This is a genomic window from Rhizobium sp. NLR16a (assembly GCF_017948245.1).
Classification (GTDB): domain Bacteria; phylum Pseudomonadota; class Alphaproteobacteria; order Rhizobiales; family Rhizobiaceae; genus Rhizobium.
The window spans coordinates 2,708,484-2,725,580 of record NZ_CP072865.1 but is presented as its reverse complement, the minus strand read 5'-3'; the positions used below and the strand labels follow the sequence as shown (position 1 = coordinate 2,725,580).

The following is a 17,097-nucleotide window of genomic DNA, read 5'->3' as shown; positions in this document are numbered from 1 at the left end:
CATCCGGTCCGGCCAGGGGAATAACATCACTATTGTTTGTCCATTGGAGGAAAACATGTCGTTCCGACCGCTTCATGATCGCATTCTCGTCCGCCGCGTCGATTCCGAGGAAAAGACCAAGGGCGGCATCATCATTCCCGACACTGCCAAGGAAAAGCCGCAGGAAGGCGAGGTCATCGCCGTCGGTCCCGGTGCACGCAACGAGGCCGGCCAGATCCAGGCGCTCGACGTCAAGGTCGGCGATCGCGTTCTGTTCGGCAAGTGGTCCGGCACTGAGATCAAGATCAACGGCGAGGACCTGCTGATCATGAAGGAAAGCGATGTCATGGGCATTATTGAAGCCCAGGCGGCCGAAAAGATCGCCGCCTGAGGCATGTCCGCGCATGAGTCAAAAAGCTGCCTATTGAAGGAGTGAAAGAATGGCTGCGAAAGAAGTGAAATTTCATAGCGATGCCCGTGAACGCATGCTGCGTGGGGTCGATGTGCTGGCCAATGCCGTGAAGGTGACGCTGGGCCCGAAAGGCCGTAACGTCGTGATCGACAAGTCCTTCGGCGCGCCGCGCATCACCAAGGACGGCGTTTCGGTTGCCAAGGAAATCGAGCTCGAAGACAAGTTCGAAAACATGGGCGCGCAGATGCTGCGCGAAGTCGCATCGAAGACCAACGACCTCGCCGGCGACGGCACCACGACTGCGACGGTGCTCGCCCAGGCGATTGTCAAGGAGGGCGCCAAGGCGGTCGCCTCCGGCATGAACCCGATGGACCTGAAACGCGGCATCGATCTCGCCGTCGACGCTGTCGTCGCGGAACTGAAAACTAACGCCCGCAAGATCTCCAACAATGCCGAAATTGCCCAGGTCGGCACGATCTCCGCCAATGGTGATTCCGAGATCGGCCGCTACCTTGCCGAAGCAATGGAGAAGGTTGGCAACGAAGGCGTCATCACCGTTGAAGAGGCCAAGACTGCCGAAACCGAACTCGAGGTCGTCGAAGGCATGCAATTCGACCGCGGTTATCTGAGCCCCTATTTCGTCACCAATCAGGACAAGATGCGGGTCGAACTGGAGGATCCCTATATCCTCATTCATGAGAAGAAGCTGTCGAACCTGCAGTCGATGCTGCCGGTTCTCGAAGCCGTGGTTCAGTCCGGCAAGCCGCTCCTCATCATTGCTGAAGACGTCGAAGGAGAAGCCCTTGCGACCTTGGTCGTCAACAAGCTGCGCGGCGGCCTGAAGATCGCTGCCGTCAAGGCGCCTGGCTTCGGCGACCGCCGCAAGGCCATGCTTGAAGACATCGCCATCCTGACCGGCGGCACCGTCATCTCCGAAGATCTCGGCATCAAGCTTGAGAATGTGACGCTCAATATGCTCGGCCGGGCAAAGAAGGTGGCCATCGAAAAGGAAAATACCACCATCATCGACGGTGCTGGTTCGAAAGCGGAACTCGACGGTCGCACCGCTCAGATCCGCGCGCAGATCGAAGAAACCACCTCCGACTATGATCGCGAGAAGCTGCAGGAACGTCTTGCCAAGCTCGCCGGCGGTGTTGCCGTCATCCGCGTCGGCGGCTCGACGGAAGTCGAAGTGAAGGAGAAGAAGGATCGCGTCGACGACGCGCTGCATGCAACACGCGCGGCGGTCGAGGAAGGCATCCTGCCCGGTGGAGGTGTGGCGCTGCTGCGCGCGGTCAAGGCGCTCGACAATTTGAAGACTGCCAATGACGACCAGCGGGTCGGCGTTGAAATCGTGCGCCGGGCGATCGAGGCCCCGGTTCGCCAGATCGCCGAAAACGCCGGCGCCGAAGGCTCCATCATCGTCGGCAAGCTGCGTGAAAAGAGCGAATTTTCCTATGGCTGGAACGCCCAGACCGGTGAATATGGCGATCTCTACGCGCAGGGCGTCATCGATCCGGCCAAGGTCGTTCGCACCGCACTTCAGGATGCAGCTTCGGTTGCCGGCCTGCTGGTGACGACGGAAGCGATGATCGCCGAAAAGCCGAAGAAGGAAGCTGCTCCGGCCATGCCCGCCGGCGCCGGCATGGACTTCTAAGCGATCGCTCGGCCCGCTCTGCCCTCGGGGCGGGCCGTGCTACGCACTACCGAATGAAACAAGTTCCATCGGTCGACATCAATGGAGCCAAGCTATGAGAAAGGAAAACATCAGCAATTCCATACAGCAGAATGCCGTGGCAGCTATCAGTGCGGCGCATCTGCTTCATCCGGCGAAGCATTTCGGTCACCCGCGTGACGTGCTTGCCGCCGCCGAGATCGACAACGACGAGAAGCGGGCAATTCTCGCTTCATGGGCATCCGATATCTTCGCAGTCGAATCCGTACCAGCCCTCCGCCTTTACCCTGGGGCCGAAAGAGCTGTATCCTATAACGAGATCCTTGAAGCGCTGAAGGCTTTGGATAATGGCGATCGCCCATCCGCGAGGCAGGATACGTCCGCTTCCCTGAGTTCCCACAGGACCCGTCGTCGAAAACCACCCACCCCCCGATTTCCCGGCCTTTGCTTGTGCAGCTATTGGAAAGGAGGACGGCGCCGACCGCTGTTCGAAACCTGACTCTCCGTCTGGCCTGCCGTGTGCCTCTCGAAGACGCAGGCATGATTTTTGCCGACGGCTCTTTGCTCAACTGAGGAGTTTTGCCGATGAAGATCGCTCAGATTGCACCGCTCGCCGAGAGCGTTCCCCCAAAGCTGTACGGCGGGACGGAGCGGATCGTTTCCTACCTTACTGAAGAACTCGTGGCAAAGGGACATGAGGTCACGCTCTTTGCCAGCGGCGATTCCGTCACACGGGCGACACTCGTGTCGTGTGCGGACGTCGCCTTGCGGCTCAACCCTGCGGTCAGGGACCATCTACCGCATCAGGTCGTGATGCTCGAGGAGATCCGGAGGCGGGCGCATGAGTTCGACGTGCTGCATTTCCACATCGACCTGCTGCATTTCCCGCTGATCCGCGATTTCGCCGATCGCACCGTGACCACGCTGCACGGGCGGCTCGACTTGCCGGATCTCAAGCCGTTCTACGCCGCTTTCCCCGATATTCCATTGGTGTCGATCTCCAATGATCAGCGTCACCCGATGCCACCAGTCGACTGGCGCGGGACGGTCTATCATGGTCTCCCGGCCGATCTTCTTCCATTCACGGAGAACCCTAGGGGTAACTACCTGGCCTTCCTTGGTCGGATCTCTCCGGAAAAGCGCCCCGACCGAGCCATTCAGATCGCGGCAAAAGTCGGCATGCCTCTGAAGATCGCCGCCAAGATCGATAATGCCGACAAGGTCTATTGGGAAACCGTCATCGAGCCGATCGTTAAGAGCCATCCGCATGTAGAATTTATCGGCGAGATCGACGAACGTGAGAAAGCTGACTTCCTCGGAAATGCAGGCGCTCTGCTCTTCCCGATCGACTGGCCGGAGCCCTTCGGGCTGGTGATGATCGAGGCCATGGCCTGCGGCACGCCGGTCATCGCTTTCGGCTGTGGCTCGGTTCCCGAGGTCATTGACAATGGCATCTCCGGCATCCTGGTCGACAGCGTCACCGAGGCGGCCGAAAATGTCGAATGGGCGCTGCGCCTCGATCGGCGCAAGGTGCGGGCCGCGTTTGAAAAGCGCTTCACCGCACAGCGAATGGCGTGCGACTATCTCGACATCTATCGCAACCTGCCGGGCGTTCGCATCAAAGCCGCGCCCCTCCGCCGGTCGAATGGTCAAGCGCTCGACCTGCAGGCTGTCGCCTGAGGCAAGGAGGAGGAGACCATGTCGAACGTATCTGCGGACAGCAACCCCGCCACAGCATCGTCAGGCGTGGTGGCGCCCGTCGCTCAGTTCTTCATTCCGGCCGCCGCATCGCTGCAGGAGCGCCGGCCGCGTACATTGAAGCACGGCGATACTTTCGCCGTCTTCGACCATAATGGCGATGCTCTTTCCGGTCCCGGCAGCCCGGAAGGCCTTTTTCACCGGGACACTCGTCATCTCTCGCATCTTTACCTGACGATCAACGAACAGCGGCCGATGCTGCTGTCGTCGACGCTGCGGGACGACAATGCGACGCTGACCTGCGATCTCACCAATCCTGATCAGTTCGATGAGAAAGGAAGGCTGGTTCTGGGCCATGACGTGATTCATCTGCGCAGATCGCGCTTTCTCTGGAATGCCAGTTGTTATGAACGGCTGGCTGTGAGGAATTATGACGAGCGGCGGCAACAAGTTCGCATTCAGATCTCGTTCGGGGCCGATTTCGCCGATCTTTTTGAAGTCCGCGGCACCGCAAGGGCAAGGCGAGGGCGCCATCTTCCCGCCGTCGTAGAACAGGATTGGATCCTGCTTTCCTATATCGGCCTGGACGGTCGCAAGCGGTCGACGCGCCTTTCCTTCATGCCGGAACCGGCCGAGGTTCGTAGCGATCTCGTCACTTATGACCTCCATCTGGAGCCGCACGAGACCAAATCGCTCTTCATCCAGATCGCCTGCGACCATACGTCCGCCGATCGACTGAGCCGTCTTTCCTTCTTCCTTACCTTGCGGGATGCCCGCCGCGCGTTGCGTGCCTCCTCCTCGCGCGCGGCGTCGGTCACAACCTCCAACGAGATCTTCAACGAAGTCGCGCGACGCAGCGCCTCCGATCTTTACATGCTGATCACCGACAAGCCGGAAGGCCCCTATCCCTATGCTGGTATTCCCTGGTTCAGCACTGTTTTCGGCCGCGACGCCCTGATCACGGCGCTTCAGACGCTTTGGCTCGATCCGGAGATCGCCCGCGGGGTTCTCGGTCATCTTGCAGCCAATCAGGCGACGGACGTCGATCCTGCTTCAGACGCCGAGCCGGGCAAGATCCTGCACGAAGTGCGTTGCGGCGAAATGGCCGAACTCGGCGAGGTTCCATTCCGGCGTTACTACGGCAGCATCGACTCGACGCCGCTCTTCGTGATGCTGGCCGGCGACTATCTCAAACGAACCGGTGATCTTGCGACCATCGACCGTATCCTGCCGCATGTCGAAGCGGCACTGACCTGGATCGACGAACATGGGGATCGCGATGGAGACGGCTTCGTCGAATACGGGCGGCTGACGGAAGAAGGACTGATCAATCAGGCGTGGAAGGATAGCAACGACTCGGTCTTCCATGCCGATGGCACATTGGCCCGAGGCCCGATCGCGATCGCCGAAGTCCAGGCCTATGTCTACGGCGCTTGGCAAAGTGCTGCCGAAATCTTCCGGTGGAGGGGCAAGCCGGAACGCGCGGCGAGCTTTCTCGCGCGCGCGGAGGGACTGCGCCGCGCCTTCGACATGAGCTTCTTCGATGAGGAACTCGGCACCTATGTGTTGGCTCTCGACGGGGATAAACGGCCTTGCCGGGTCCGATCCTCCAATGCCGGCCACGCTCTGTTCACCGGTATTGCTTATCCCGAACGGGTCGCACAGGTGACCCGCACCCTTATGAATGCGTCGTCCTTCTGTGGCTGGGGCATCCGGACGATTCCCTCGACCGAAGCACGTTACAATCCTATGAGCTACCACAATGGCTCGATCTGGCCACATGACAATGCCATGATCGCCAGTGGTCTTGCCCGCTATGGCTATCGCGCCGAAGCCGCGCGAATCTTCGAGGGGCTGTTTGCCGCTGCGACCTATATCGACCTGCGGCGGCTTCCCGAACTGCTCTGCGGCCTGCCGCGTCAGCGCGCACGCGGACCGACCTCTTATCCGGTTGCCTGCTCGCCGCAAGCATGGGCAGCAGCAGCCCCTTTGTCGCTGCTGGAATCCTGCCTCGGTCTCGACTTCGATCCGAATAGTTTGCAGATCAGCTTCAGCGTGCCGCGGCTTCCTTCTTTCCTCGATGAGGTGATCTTACAGCGCCTGCTGATCGGCAATTGCTCGGCTGACGTGGCCATCCGCCGGTCGAGACACCAGGTCGTGGTCGATGTCATCAATCGACAGGGCAATGTCAGCGTGCTCACCACGGCCTGATGAAGGACCGTGCAGGAAAGACGGGTCGACCGCCTTTTCTAATCCGGTTCCTCTTCGTCCGACCTCAGCAGGTCAACAAGCGCAGCAACCCTGCCGGTCGGTAGATGCCGCCCTTCACCCACCAGGGCCTCGTCATTGTTGGCCCATGCAAACGCCTCGACAAGCTCGGTTTGGGTTGCACCTGTCGCGATGATCTCGGCCACAAGCGTTTTGTCTGCAGGTCCAAGGACGGCGACGACGTCGTGTGAAGTCATTGTCATAACCATTGCTCCTCGCTCAAGCTCCAAAACATATGGGGGCGTCTTCGAAAAGATCAATTTTTCTCGTTAAGAAATTCGATCCCCTTGAAACTGTAAGACACTGAATTATATCAGTATTGTCGATCGCCCAATAGGGATCGGCAGAAAGTCCAGGAGACGCCGGTCGCTCTTGGCGTCTCCTTGTGTCCATGTTGCTTGCAAGGAGGATATGGCTATGAGGACAAACCTCGATTTCTCTCCCCTGTTCCGGTCGAGCATCGGCTTCGAGCGAATGTTGAACGCGCTTGAGGCTGCAGGCCGCGCCGAGACAATCGACAACTGGCCGCCTTACGATATCGTCAAGGCTGGTGAGAACGACTACCGCATTGCCATGGCAGTGGCGGGCTTTTCGCAGGACGAGCTGGCAATCACGCAAGAGCAGAACATGCTCATGGTATCGGGGCAGAGGGCAGAGAGCGAAGATGTTCAATACCTGCATCGCGGAATTGCCGGACGCTCGTTCCAGCGCCGGTTCGAACTGGCCGATCATGTGAAGGTTGTCGACGCCGGTCTTGCCAACGGTCTGCTGACCATCGATCTCAAGCACGAAATTCCTGAAGAGATGAAGCCGCGCCAAATCGAGATCGGAACTGGTCACGTAATGCCGAAGGCCGAGACGAAGCAGATCGAGGGCGAGACACAGGCGGCCTGAGCGTGGCGCCAGACGCCGTCTGGCGCCCATGAACCATCAGAAAGGAGTAGAGCCATGAGTGTTCGTGATTTGATTCCCTGGGGCCGCAACAACGGCAATCAGATGCCGAGTCTCCTTCGCGACGACGACCGCGATCCTTTCCTGTCGCTCCACCGCGAGGTCAACCGGCTGTTCGACGACGTTTTCCGCGGTTTCGGTTCCAGCTTGCCGTCACTTCGCGGCGCCAGCGGCTTTGGTGCCGGCTGGCCGAGCGTGGAGATCTCAGACACCGACAAGGACATCAAGGTGACGGCCGAAATACCCGGCCTTGAGGAAAAGGACATCGAGGTCTTACTCAATGACGGCGTACTGACCCTGAAGGGTGAGAAGCGTTCGGAAACGGAAGACAAGGAGAAGCAGTTCTCGGAGCGCTACTATGGCCGCTTCGAGCGACGCATCCCGCTCGGCACCGAGGTCAAGGAGGACCAGGTCGACGCCACCTTCAAGAACGGCATCCTCACCGTCACTTTGCCCAAGACCGAAAAGGCGCAGTCACAGGTCAAGCGCATCGCCATCAGAAGCTGACGAGCGCGGCGGCCGACACCTGGCCGGCCGCCGCTCATCCTTCACCAGTTGGGAAGGATAAACGATGAAGATTATCGGACGTACACACCGCGAAAACACAGCACCGATCTCCCGCTTCCGCGCCTCGAACGACGATCGGCGCAGCCGTCTTCCTTTCACAGTTCCGCAGTTCCAAGAGAACAGCGTCGCCCGCATCTCATTTCTGGCTTCCCACTACACCGTGACCGAGTTTTGCGGCGACGGCGATTCAAGCGCCGTCGCCGCAACCGTCTTCTGCCCGCAGGAGGCGGCCATTGATGATGCAACCAACTAAGAAGGAGAAATGATCGATGCTGAAGTCTCTGTCTTCCAACAACCGGACGGCTTTCGATATCGTCAATATCGTTGCCGGTCTTGGCCTCTTCATCTCGCCCTGGCTGTTCGGTTTCTCCGCTGAGACCTATGCCGCCTGGAATGCATGGATCGTTGGCGCGGCCATCACCCTGATCGCCGTTGCCGCTCTCTATGCTTTCTATGAGGCCGAGGAATGGTGCAACCTGGTCCTCGGGCTATGGGCTGTGATCGCTCCTTGGCTCCTCGGCTTTTCAGCCGTGGCAGCGGCCATGTGGGCGCATGTGATTGTCGGCCTGGTCGTCGCTGCCCTCGCAGCGGGCAGCATCTGGTTCAGTCATAACCATCCGTTGTCGACCGCATGACTGAATGCGAACGGGCTCGGGCGTCCGGGCCCGTTCGCCTTACCACTCCGCCCGCCGCCCCTGGAGGAGAGGCTTGGCGGCCGATCAGACTGGTTGACGACCGCGACGCGGTGATCGCCATCGATGGGTGCGCGGCTCTCCGTGCAAGGGCGGCGGATCGACGATCATTGGTTCAGCGCTATTCGGGCTCGAACACCATGGCATGGCCATTGATGCAGTAACGCAGACCGGTTGGCGGCGGGCCGCCGGGGAAGACATGGCCGAGATGGGCGTCGCAGGTGCCGCAGCGGATTTCGGTGCGCACCATGCCGTAGCTGGTGTCGCGATGCTCGGTCACCGCATCGGGAGAGACCGCTTCGAAATAGCTCGGCCAGCCGCAGCCGGCGTCGAATTTCGTGTCGGAGCGGAAAAGCGGGGCGTTGCAGCCGACGCAGCGGTAAAGCCCCGTCTCGAAGGAATCCCAGTAAGGGCCCGTGAAGGCGCGTTCGGTGCCGTGCTGGCGGGTGATGCGGTATTGCTCGGGCGTGAGCTGCTCTTTCCATTCGGCGTCTGATTTATGGATCTTGGCGGTGGTTGCAGTTTCGGACATGACGTGCTCCTTTCGCCGAAGGGCGGTTCCGTTTCGCCAGAAATGTGGTGCGCCGTCTTTGTTTCATCAAGCCTCCGGCGCCGGGCCGCGGGAATCGCGGCATGCAGCTATCAGGAAAGACGTCCGCTTTTACATCTATTAAGGGTTTTCTGTTAGGGTTAATGTTACGTGCATTGAGGAGCCATTGGTGTTTGAAGCCGCAATCGTCCTGCTCTACGGCCTCGTGGCCGTGACCGCCATGGCGGTCACGCTGCTGGAGGGCTGGGCCAATCACGCCGGTTTGACGTTTCATCGTCTCGCCGGACTTGTCGCCTGCCTGCTCTGGCCGCTGACGCTTCTGCTCTTCGTCCTGCACGGCTCGGTCGTCCGGCTGCTGACGCGTCTCTCCCGCTCGCTGGCCTGATCACGGCAACTCTCTGAGCCCGGCAATTGGCGTCTTAACCTGTTTTACGCCGAACTTATGCACAGGAAGCTGTGAGTAAAGCTTGGCCTAAAGTCCTATAATTCTTCATCAGCCATTTTTTCTCAAGAAAAACCACAAATAATAATTGGCCTTTCGGCCAAACGATGGTATTTGAAAATGCAAGTAGAATTCTGATTGTGAATTACAATCCTACTGCTTCCAAGTCCCTCAGTTTTGATTTTTCAATGTCTAACTGGGGCCATCGCCTGGAGCAAGACGGTAGTGGTTTTCGGTCAGGCAGTATAAGAACAGGTCTCGGACTTCGGAATCTAGGGGTGGATTTCACGTTTTTCGAAACAGAAGATTGCTTCCTGTGCTTTTGCTGTTCGCTTCTACGAGGCGGGTCTTTGGCGTGACAGTCAAAGATCGTTTGAGCATGCTAACAGGAGAAAAAATATGACGGATATGGCGACCGGCAATGGGCCGGAGCTGCTTGTGGAACTGACGGCCGACATCGTCGCGGCTTATGTCAGCAACCATGTTGTCCCGGTCAGCGACCTGGCAAATCTGATTTCCGACGTGCATTCGGCACTTAGCAACACATCCGTACCGCAGCCCGCTGCGGCTGTCGTCGAAAAGCAGAAGCCAGCAGTCTCTGTCCGCAAGTCCGTACAGGACGAGCAGATTACGTGCCTGGAATGCGGCGGCAACTTCAAGTCCCTCAAGCGTCACCTCATGACGCATCACAGTCTCTCGCCGGAAGAATACCGTGAGAAATGGGACCTGCCGACCGACTACCCGATGGTAGCGCCCGCTTATGCCGAAGCGCGTTCGCGCCTGGCGAAGGAGATGGGCTTGGGTCAGCGCCGCAAGCGCGGCCGCGGCTGAGCTTTTCCGCTGTCAATGACAAAAGCCGGGTCTTGTGCCCGGCTTTTCTGTCTGTACCGCAAACCTGAAACCGAAAACCGGAAGCCGTTTCCGGGCGCTATCCTGGTCCGGCCCGTTAAATGAAAGCAAGATTCAGACTTTAGTTCGGACGACCCCAGAGTTCATCCTGTTCCGGATGAGGATAATAATCTCCCCGACTATTCCGCCGCTATCGCAAGTCATGCACGGGGCAGACGGGATATTATCAGGGAACCTATCTTACGCTTTGGAGCGCGACGTAGAATGTATTCCTATACTATAAGAAAGTGTTAATATAGTCGGTTGGCCGTTTCCGCAAATGCCCAATCCGCCGCGCTCGCCGACCGAATCAATGACGTTCACGCCGCGGCGCGGACTATCGCCTCTTCCCGGATTCGCTTCACCATCGAGCGCAGCCCGTTCGAGCGCTGCGACGACAGGTTCTCCACCAGACCGATCTTCGAGAAGATCTCGAAGGCATCAAGCGCAGCGATTTCGGAAGCCCGCTTACCGGAATAGGTGGCAAGCACGATGGCGACGAGGCCGCGCACGATATGCGCGTCGGAATCGCCCTCGAAACTCATGATTGGGTTTTCCGGATCGCCCGACGTATGCGTCACCAGCCACACCTGGCTGGCGCAGCCCATCACCTTGTTCTCCGAGGTGCGTTTTTCCTCGGCGAGCTCGGGCAGCGCCTTGCCGAGTTCGATGACATAGCGGTAGCGGTCTTCCCAATCGTCCAGGAAGGCGAAGTCATCGATGATCTGGTCGAGGGATGCCATAAAAAGCCTTTCACCTTTTTGCATGCTGGCAAAACGACACGGCAATTTTGCGTCCGGACATGCTCTAGGACTGCATATAGGTGATAGACCGACAGATTTGAACCGCTAAAGCGCGCCGTCTTTTTGATGCGGCGCTTCAGCTTTTGTTTTTACGCATGTCGGTTATCGAAATCCACCGCACATTCTTGTGCGACATGCTCTCAAAAGAAACGCCGTGAGGGATGGGCATCCTCACGGCGCAGCAATCTGCTGAATTAAACAGGGCAGGCACGTCAGGCATGGGGCATTTCCGCGTCATGCGGACCACCGATGCAAGCTCTAAAGCATGTCGCGCAAAAGTGTGCAGCGGTTTTGCGTGAACGACATGCGGAAAACCAAGGGCCTAAAGCGCGGCAGGCGAATCTCAAAGATCGCACCGCGTTTAGAATTCCAGTGTGACGCAGTCCCGCGTCCGAACGTTGCTTATGTGCGGCGGGCCGGTTGCCCGCGCAATTTCGTCAGATCGCCGGCTTCGGCGTCGGCAGCGGGATCGCGCCGGTTACCACGGTCTCGGCTTCATCGTCGACCGGCGGCCGGTAAGGCATCGGCTGGTTGAGCGCAGCCTTTGCCTCGCGCACCTTCTCCTGGACGGAAGGGGAGGCAAGCGAGGGCATGGCGGGCGATGTCTGGTTTGCCGGCTCGGCAAGCCTTGCGGGCGTCGTCGGTTCGTCGGTGAATTGGCTGTCGAGAAGTTCGTAAGCGACACGGGCGCCCTCACGGGCCCGGTAGCCGAGCGCCGTCAGGGTCTCGGCGCCTTTGGCGCAGACATCCGGCTTTTCCGAGCACATGCCGGTGAGATAGTCATAGGCGCCGCTCGCCGCCGTAAACGCGTCTGAGAGCTGCAATTGTGGGCCGCCGGCAAGCTTGTCGGATCCCTCCGTGCTGAAGACGGAAAGAAGCACGAGCACTAGGCCAAACCAGAAGGATCCTTTGATCAGAAACCACATTGTCGTTGCCCATCCTGTTTTCCCGTCCGGTTCTTATCGCCGAATCAGGCCGGTTGTCCGGTGTGCTCTCACCCTATCGGCAAGTTGCGAATGCCGCTTTTCAAAACTCGCGCGCATTTGCGGCAAATTTAACTCAAATTTTAGCGAAGCGCATTTGAGCGGCATTTAAGTCAAATGCGAGCGATTGTTGTTAAGCATCAGGGCAGCACCTGCCTGCAATTGCAGGGCTTTTGCCGGATCGCCTTGCCACAGGAGTTAACGCAGTGCTGAAATATGAAGGAAATCCGCCGCTTACCGGCCATTAACCACAAGAAGCGAAGGAGCTCTCAGATGCTTCAAAACGGGAATTTCTGCTCTTTCTGGCTGTGAACAGCGCCTTTGCCTTATCCTTTCCTTAAGTCGCGGGGGCCTATTGTCCGGATCGACAGACAGCCTCTTTGGGCGGGTATTGCGTGCGAGTATTGAGTGACATTGGCGGCTGGGCGACGGCCCTCGTAGACCGGGCGGCGACAAGCTGGCTTTCCCGGACGGGTGGCGGCGAAGCCGTGCGCCAGCGCGAGCTTGCGATTCTGCGGCGCCTCGTGCTGCTCTCCTCGGCCGCTCTCGTCGCCGCGCCGGTCGGGCTTTCGGCGGTCACCAGCCCCGCCGTCGCACTGCCGGCCGGCGTCGCCATGGTCTGCGCCGCCTTTCTCTTTTCCGCCGTCGGCAGCATTGCACTTGCCCGCCAGGGCTCGTCGGCCGGCATTGCCACACAGTCGGCCGAGGACTTCTTCCTCGACGTCACCCCCGGCCTCGTCTTTTTCCTGGATCCACACGGCAGCGTCGCCACCATAGGCGGCCGCGACCGGCGCGATTTCCTTGCCTGGATGCGCGATCCGAAGGGCAGGGGCTTCCTGGAGCAGGTGCATGTCTCCGACCGCATCCTGTTCCTGCAGGCGCTCGATGAGCTCAGGCGCGGCGAAGATGCCGCAAGCGTCGATCTGCGCCTCGACCGGCCTTCGATCTCGCGCGATCAGCGCCAGTTCGCCTATCTGAGAATGGACATGACGGCTCGCCGTGATGCCGATGGCGAGCTTGCCGCCGTCATCGCCCAATTGCGCGATGTCTCCGTCGAGCAGCAGCTGCGGGCCGAAGCCCAGAACCGTGCGGCCGACGCCGAATCGGCAAACGACGCCAAGTCGCGCTTCCTCGCCGCGGTCAGCCACGAGCTGCGCACGCCGCTGAACGCCATTCTCGGCTTCTCCGATATTCTGATCGGCGAATATTTCGGCAAGTTCGAAAATGACCGCCAGCGCGAATATGTCGGTCTCGTCCGCGAGTCCGGCGCGCATCTGCTCTCGGTCGTCAATACCATGCTCGACATGAGCAAGATTGAAGCCGGCCGCTACGAACTGATTCTGGATGCCTTCGATATTTCAAGCTCCGTCAGATCCTGCGAATCGATGCTGGCATTGCAGGCCAAGACCAAGGGCGTCACGCTGACGAGCCGGATTCAGCGTGGGCTTGGCGAGATCGTCGCCGATCAGCGCGCCATCCAGCAGATCCTCATCAATCTCGTCGGCAACGCCGTGAAATTCACCGAAGCCGGCGGCGTCGTCTCGGTCGATGCGGCGGCGCGTGACGGCATCCTGAAGCTGACGGTCAGCGATACCGGCATCGGCATTGCCGCCGATAAGCTGGCGATGCTCGGCCAGCCTTTTGTCCAGATCCAGAACGATTACACCCGCCGCTTCGAGGGCAGCGGTCTCGGCCTCTCGCTGGTCAAGGGGCTGGTGGCGCTGCATGGCGGGAATTTTGCCATTGCCAGCCAGCCGGGCGAAGGTACGATCATCACCGTCGAGATTGCGGTGGATGGCTCGGGCGCCCGGCGCGCCGAACACGCCGGTCATGGCGCGACCGTCGAATTTCCGCCGCGGCTGAAGGACGCGGTCGGTACCGGAGCAGAACTGGAAGAGGGGCTTTTCGATGGCCGCGCGCAAGCGAAAATCGCCTAAGGGAAAGAAGCGACGGCAGCAGCCGGGCCTTGTCGTGTCCGGTGCGGCCGCTCTCGGCGGCCTCGGCCTGCAGGGCGCATCCGCGCTGGGTGGTCTCGGGCTGCAGGGGGCGTCCGCGCTCGGCGGCGTCATTGGCCGCAATCCGTCGGTCGCCGGCGGCATGATCGCCTTCTTCGTCATCTTCTCCTTCGTTGCGGCCAATGCCCTCTGGTATCAGCCTGGCCTGCATCCGCACCCGATTTTCCGCACCCGTGACCCGCAGTCCCCAAACGTGCTCGGCGCGCGCCGTCCGGCCGACGAACAACCGGCTGACGTCACCACCTTCCGGATCGAACGGCCGGAGGATGCCGCCACCACCAGCGGGACGCCGGTGCCGGCCGCACCCGCTCAGCAGCCGAGCGAGCTGGTCATGGACATCCAGCAGCAGCTAGTGCGCCGCGGCCTCTATAACGGCATCGCTGACGGCATCATCGGCCCCCGCACCAGTGCCGCCATCCTGTTCTTCCAGGAGACCGTCGGCATGGCCCAGACCGGGGAAGCGACGCCGGAGGTGCTGGCCGCGCTGAAGACCGACGCTGCCGGCCCCTCGACCGTGCCCGTGGAAAAACCGCGTGAGGATGTCACCTCGAAGGCGGCGGCGGAGGACCCGGTCGCTGCTGCGATCCGCAGCGCCGAAAAGACCGTCAAGACGGCTCCGTCAGCCGCAAAGCAGCTTCCATCGAGCGAGCTTGCCACCGTCGACCTGGTGCTGAAGATCCAGAAGGGCCTTTCCAATATGGCCTATGCCAACGTTGGCGTCGACGGTGTGGCCGGCGAGCAGACTCGCGCCGCCATCCGCCACTTCCAGAAGCACTACAACCTCCCCGAAAACGGCGAGCCGAACGAGGCGGTGCTGAAGAAGTTGAAGGAAATCGGTGCGATCTAAGGCGTTCGCGCCATGTACACCCTAAGTCTAAGACCCCAGCTTCGTTTGCAACTTGTTAACCATGTTGTCCGAAGCTTTGCCAATTGCGGCGGGGGAATGTCGGTCATGCATGCGCTGAAGGCGATAGACGATCTGACCGGAGAACCGACGGTCGAAGCGGAAAGCCCTGATCGCGAGGGATTGCGCCACATCCTGCAGCGCCTTGCCGAAGAAGCCTCCACCCTTGGCATCGATCTCGTCGATATTGCCGGCGCCATCCAGGACATGGCGGCGATGTCGGCGCGCCACGCCTCCGCCTTCGATCATGTCACCAGCACCGCACTTTCGATTGCCGAGACCAATCGCTCGGTAGCCCTGTCGCTGCGCGAGACCGACCGCACGGCGGCCGAAGCCCGCCAGATGCTGAAGGAGTCGGCCGACCGCATGTCCGGTTCCGTTGCCGAGATCGGCCATATGGTTCAGTCCTCCAACGTCATCGGTGCTGAAATCGCCAGCTTCTCGAAATCGCTTGCCGATGTCGACAAGATTGCCGAGGAGATCAGCACCATAGCCCGCCAGACCAACCTCCTGGCGCTGAACGCCGCGATCGAGGCGGCGCGCGCCGGCGATGCGGGCAAGGGTTTTGCCGTCGTCGCCGCCGAAGTGCGCGCTCTTTCGCTGCAGACTTCGAAGGCGACGGGCTCCATTCAGGACACGCTGGATGGGCTTCGGGTGAAGATCGACCGGCTGTCGGCGGTCGGCGGTGATGCCCGCGACAGTGCCGCCGGCGTGCGCGACAAGTCGGAGGCGATGCGCGGCGCCTTCGAAAGCATGGAACATGTCATCACCCGCATTCTCGACAGTTCGACTGTCATGGCCAACACCACCGAGGCGGTCGACCAACAATGCGCCGGTTTCGTCCAGAAGCTCGGCGAAATGTCCGGCGAGATCGCCGGTTCGAATGTCAGGCTGCAGCAGGCGGCAAAGCGCGTCGACAGCGTCGTCGGCCTCTCGGAAACGCTGATTCAGCTGACGGCGAGCGCCGGCGTCAAGACCGCCGACAGCCGTTGGATCGAGGAAGCACAATCCGTGGCAAGGCAGATATCAGGCGTTTTCGAACGCGCCGTCGCCGACGGTCAGATCGGTTTCGACGCCCTCTTCGACCGGCGCTACCGGCCGATGGCTGGCACCGATCCGGTTCAGATGATGGCTGCCTTCACCGAACTCACCGACCGTCTGCTGCCGCCGATCCAGGAGCCCGTCGTCGCCCTGGACGAGCGCGTCGCCTTCTGCGCGGCGGTCGACGAAAACGGTTATCTGCCGACTCATAACCGGAAGTTCTCGCAGCCGCAGCGGCCGGGCGACATCGTCTGGAACACCGCCAACTGCCGCAACCGCCGCATCTTCGCCGATCGCGTCGGCCTTGCCGCCGGCCGCAGCATCGCACCTTTCCTCGTCCAGACCTACCGGCGCGACATGGGCGGCGGCAATTTCGTGATGATGAAGGATATCTCCGCGCCGATCACCGTCAGGGGCCGCCATTGGGGCGGCTTGCGGTTGGCGGTCAAGGTCTGACGCATCCGCCAAAGCTCGGTTGCGGATTGCCGGCCCCGGCGCGCCGGTCTTAGAGGTTTTCCGGGTTAGATTGAAGCATTCTGCCGGAGCAGGTTTTCGTCAGGGCAAAGGCGATTGGCGACGGGCATACCCCAGGTACGTCCGAGCCGATCGCCTTTGATCCTGGCGGAAACATGCCCGGCCCACCGGCCGCACCGCTTCGCAGTGGCGAAGCGACAAAGTGGGTCCGGCGATTCCAAAGTCTTGCAGTTTTGCCAGGCAAATCTGCGGGATGTTGGCTGAAACGGGCCGGCTGATCGACCGGCCGGCTTGGCCGCAGAGTTGGGCTACGACGCACGCCGGCCGGTCGACCATCCTCTCCGTTTGAGCCAACAGAATGCTTCAATCTAACTCGGAAAGGCTCTATACCGCCCCGATGAGATTACGCGCCGACATCTTCGTTTCCTCGCTTCTGCGCCGCGTCTTCGCAAGCGGCGATTTCGCCGCTGTGGAGAAGAAGGGCGCGGAGGAGGCGGGCGCGATCTTCATCCGCCAACACTTTCGCGATGGTCTGGAAACGCTCTATGCGCCGGCGCCGCAGACCGCCTTCGGCGAAGACGAGATCCGCGACCGGCTGTTCGAAGTCCGCCTCGCGCGCAGCGAGCCGCAAGCGGTGCGGGCGATGCTGGATCGCGAACGCCGCTTCGACCCCGATCTCTGGATCGTCGAGCTGGAGGCGGAGGAATTGGGGGACATAATCCCGCTGGCGGGGGATCGCTGAGAGTCAGGTCTTC

19 protein-coding genes are annotated in these 17,097 nt (G+C 60.5%); 15 read left to right on the top strand and 4 right to left on the bottom strand.

Annotation, left to right across the window (positions count from 1 at the left end; genetic code table 11):
* The first annotated feature begins 55 nt into the window (after positions 1-55).
* From groES to J7U39_RS13275, 5 genes are all read left to right on the top strand, one after another.
* Positions 56-370, top strand: coding sequence for a co-chaperone GroES (gene groES, locus J7U39_RS13295; protein ID WP_210628610.1), 315 nt, complete (start codon positions 56-58; stop codon positions 368-370).
* A 49-nt stretch (positions 371-419) separates the two neighbouring features.
* Positions 420-2,048 carry a chaperonin GroEL gene (gene groL, locus J7U39_RS13290; protein ID WP_210628609.1) on the top strand — a complete coding sequence of 543 codons (1,629 nt, stop codon included), beginning with the start codon at positions 420-422 and terminating at the stop codon, positions 2,046-2,048.
* 94 nt (positions 2,049-2,142) lie between these two features.
* Positions 2,143-2,565: a hypothetical protein gene (locus J7U39_RS13285; protein ID WP_210628608.1), complete on the top strand. Its 423-nt coding sequence runs from the start codon at positions 2,143-2,145 to the stop codon at positions 2,563-2,565.
* An 86-nt stretch (positions 2,566-2,651) separates the two neighbouring features.
* Entirely contained in the window at positions 2,652-3,746 is a 1,095-nt protein-coding gene (locus tag J7U39_RS13280; RefSeq protein ID WP_210628607.1) for a glycosyltransferase family 4 protein, read from the top strand.
* An 18-nt stretch (positions 3,747-3,764) separates the two neighbouring features.
* Positions 3,765-5,975, top strand: coding sequence for an amylo-alpha-1,6-glucosidase (locus tag J7U39_RS13275; protein WP_210628606.1), 2,211 nt, complete (start codon positions 3,765-3,767; stop codon positions 5,973-5,975).
* Between the two features lie 38 nt (positions 5,976-6,013).
* On the opposite strand, the gene J7U39_RS13270 is transcribed toward J7U39_RS13275, so the two are convergent.
* The gene (locus J7U39_RS13270; RefSeq protein WP_210628605.1) at positions 6,014-6,235 is read right to left on the bottom strand and encodes a hypothetical protein; all 222 of its coding nucleotides are present in this window, start codon (positions 6,233-6,235) and stop codon (positions 6,014-6,016) included.
* 214 nt (positions 6,236-6,449) lie between these two features.
* Between J7U39_RS13270 and J7U39_RS13265 the strand changes: the two genes are divergently transcribed.
* The 4 genes from J7U39_RS13265 to J7U39_RS13250 all read left to right on the top strand — a co-directional run bounded on the left by J7U39_RS13265 (position 6,450) and on the right by J7U39_RS13250 (position 8,185).
* Entirely contained in the window at positions 6,450-6,926 is a 477-nt protein-coding gene (locus J7U39_RS13265; protein ID WP_210628604.1) for an Hsp20 family protein, read from the top strand.
* Positions 6,927-6,980: 54 nt separating this feature from the next.
* Entirely contained in the window at positions 6,981-7,490 is a 510-nt protein-coding gene (locus tag J7U39_RS13260) for an Hsp20/alpha crystallin family protein (protein ID WP_210628603.1), read from the top strand.
* Positions 7,491-7,554: 64 nt separating this feature from the next.
* The gene (locus tag J7U39_RS13255) at positions 7,555-7,803 is read left to right on the top strand and encodes a hypothetical protein (protein WP_210628602.1); all 249 of its coding nucleotides are present in this window, start codon (positions 7,555-7,557) and stop codon (positions 7,801-7,803) included.
* A 16-nt stretch (positions 7,804-7,819) separates the two neighbouring features.
* Positions 7,820-8,185 (top strand): SPW repeat protein, encoded by a 366-nt coding sequence (locus tag J7U39_RS13250; RefSeq protein WP_210628601.1) that lies wholly within the window; start codon positions 7,820-7,822, stop codon positions 8,183-8,185.
* 178 nt (positions 8,186-8,363) lie between these two features.
* Here the strand turns inward: J7U39_RS13250 and msrB are convergent, their stop codons facing one another.
* Positions 8,364-8,774 carry a peptide-methionine (R)-S-oxide reductase MsrB gene (gene msrB, locus J7U39_RS13245; RefSeq protein ID WP_210628600.1) on the bottom strand — a complete coding sequence of 137 codons (411 nt, stop codon included), beginning with the start codon at positions 8,772-8,774 and terminating at the stop codon, positions 8,364-8,366.
* Positions 8,775-8,961: 187 nt separating this feature from the next.
* On the opposite strand from msrB, the gene J7U39_RS13240 reads away from it, so the two are divergent.
* Together J7U39_RS13240 and J7U39_RS13235 are read left to right on the top strand one after the other, a co-directional pair.
* On the top strand, positions 8,962-9,177 hold the full coding sequence (locus J7U39_RS13240) for a hypothetical protein (protein ID WP_210628599.1): 216 nt from the start codon (positions 8,962-8,964) through the stop codon (positions 9,175-9,177).
* Positions 9,178-9,633: 456 nt separating this feature from the next.
* Positions 9,634-10,065, top strand: a complete 432-nt coding sequence (locus J7U39_RS13235; RefSeq protein ID WP_010060045.1) for a MucR family transcriptional regulator — start codon at positions 9,634-9,636, stop codon at positions 10,063-10,065.
* Between the two features lie 377 nt (positions 10,066-10,442).
* Here J7U39_RS13235 and J7U39_RS13230 read toward each other — a convergent pair whose 3' ends face one another.
* Both J7U39_RS13230 and J7U39_RS13225 read right to left on the bottom strand, forming a co-directional pair.
* Positions 10,443-10,865, bottom strand: coding sequence for a SufE family protein (locus J7U39_RS13230; RefSeq protein WP_210628598.1), 423 nt, complete (start codon positions 10,863-10,865; stop codon positions 10,443-10,445).
* A 497-nt stretch (positions 10,866-11,362) separates the two neighbouring features.
* The gene (locus tag J7U39_RS13225; RefSeq protein WP_210628597.1) at positions 11,363-11,851 is read right to left on the bottom strand and encodes a DUF5330 domain-containing protein; all 489 of its coding nucleotides are present in this window, start codon (positions 11,849-11,851) and stop codon (positions 11,363-11,365) included.
* Between the two features lie 452 nt (positions 11,852-12,303).
* Here J7U39_RS13225 and J7U39_RS13220 point away from each other — a divergent pair, with 452 nt between their 5' ends.
* From J7U39_RS13220 to J7U39_RS13205, 4 genes are all read left to right on the top strand, one after another.
* Positions 12,304-13,845, top strand: a complete 1,542-nt coding sequence (locus J7U39_RS13220; RefSeq protein ID WP_210628596.1) for a HAMP domain-containing sensor histidine kinase — start codon at positions 12,304-12,306, stop codon at positions 13,843-13,845.
* Positions 13,817-14,770 (top strand): peptidoglycan-binding domain-containing protein, encoded by a 954-nt coding sequence (locus tag J7U39_RS13215; RefSeq protein WP_210628595.1) that lies wholly within the window; start codon positions 13,817-13,819, stop codon positions 14,768-14,770. The genes J7U39_RS13220 and J7U39_RS13215 overlap by 29 nt, the downstream gene beginning before the upstream one ends.
* A gap of 105 nt (positions 14,771-14,875) precedes the next feature.
* On the top strand, positions 14,876-16,324 hold the full coding sequence (locus J7U39_RS13210; protein ID WP_210631668.1) for a methyl-accepting chemotaxis protein: 1,449 nt from the start codon (positions 14,876-14,878) through the stop codon (positions 16,322-16,324).
* Between the two features lie 415 nt (positions 16,325-16,739).
* The gene (locus J7U39_RS13205) at positions 16,740-17,084 is read left to right on the top strand and encodes a DUF1491 family protein (protein ID WP_210631667.1); all 345 of its coding nucleotides are present in this window, start codon (positions 16,740-16,742) and stop codon (positions 17,082-17,084) included.
* Positions 17,085-17,097 lie beyond the last annotated feature (13 nt).

What these genes read in the sequence shown, in the direction of transcription:
- groES (WP_210628610.1), top strand. Translation starts at nt 56, where the DNA reads ATGTCGTTCCGACCGCTTCATGATCGCATTCTCGTCCGCCGCGTCGAT.
- groL (WP_210628609.1), top strand. Translation starts at nt 420, where the DNA reads ATGGCTGCGAAAGAAGTGAAATTTCATAGCGATGCCCGTGAACGCATG.
- J7U39_RS13285 (WP_210628608.1), top strand. Translation starts at nt 2,143, where the DNA reads ATGAGAAAGGAAAACATCAGCAATTCCATACAGCAGAATGCCGTGGCA.
- J7U39_RS13280 (WP_210628607.1), top strand. Translation starts at nt 2,652, where the DNA reads ATGAAGATCGCTCAGATTGCACCGCTCGCCGAGAGCGTTCCCCCAAAG.
- J7U39_RS13275 (WP_210628606.1), top strand. Translation starts at nt 3,765, where the DNA reads ATGTCGAACGTATCTGCGGACAGCAACCCCGCCACAGCATCGTCAGGC.
- J7U39_RS13270 (WP_210628605.1), bottom strand. Translation starts at nt 6,235, where the DNA reads ATGACAATGACTTCACACGACGTCGTCGCCGTCCTTGGACCTGCAGAC.
- J7U39_RS13265 (WP_210628604.1), top strand. Translation starts at nt 6,450, where the DNA reads ATGAGGACAAACCTCGATTTCTCTCCCCTGTTCCGGTCGAGCATCGGC.
- J7U39_RS13260 (WP_210628603.1), top strand. Translation starts at nt 6,981, where the DNA reads ATGAGTGTTCGTGATTTGATTCCCTGGGGCCGCAACAACGGCAATCAG.
- J7U39_RS13255 (WP_210628602.1), top strand. Translation starts at nt 7,555, where the DNA reads ATGAAGATTATCGGACGTACACACCGCGAAAACACAGCACCGATCTCC.
- J7U39_RS13250 (WP_210628601.1), top strand. Translation starts at nt 7,820, where the DNA reads ATGCTGAAGTCTCTGTCTTCCAACAACCGGACGGCTTTCGATATCGTC.
- msrB (WP_210628600.1), bottom strand. Translation starts at nt 8,774, where the DNA reads ATGTCCGAAACTGCAACCACCGCCAAGATCCATAAATCAGACGCCGAA.
- J7U39_RS13235 (WP_010060045.1), top strand. Translation starts at nt 9,634, where the DNA reads ATGACGGATATGGCGACCGGCAATGGGCCGGAGCTGCTTGTGGAACTG.
- J7U39_RS13230 (WP_210628598.1), bottom strand. Translation starts at nt 10,865, where the DNA reads ATGGCATCCCTCGACCAGATCATCGATGACTTCGCCTTCCTGGACGAT.
- J7U39_RS13225 (WP_210628597.1), bottom strand. Translation starts at nt 11,851, where the DNA reads ATGTGGTTTCTGATCAAAGGATCCTTCTGGTTTGGCCTAGTGCTCGTG.
- J7U39_RS13215 (WP_210628595.1), top strand. Translation starts at nt 13,817, where the DNA reads ATGGCCGCGCGCAAGCGAAAATCGCCTAAGGGAAAGAAGCGACGGCAG.
- J7U39_RS13210 (WP_210631668.1), top strand. Translation starts at nt 14,876, where the DNA reads ATGCATGCGCTGAAGGCGATAGACGATCTGACCGGAGAACCGACGGTC.
- J7U39_RS13205 (WP_210631667.1), top strand. Translation starts at nt 16,740, where the DNA reads ATGAGATTACGCGCCGACATCTTCGTTTCCTCGCTTCTGCGCCGCGTC.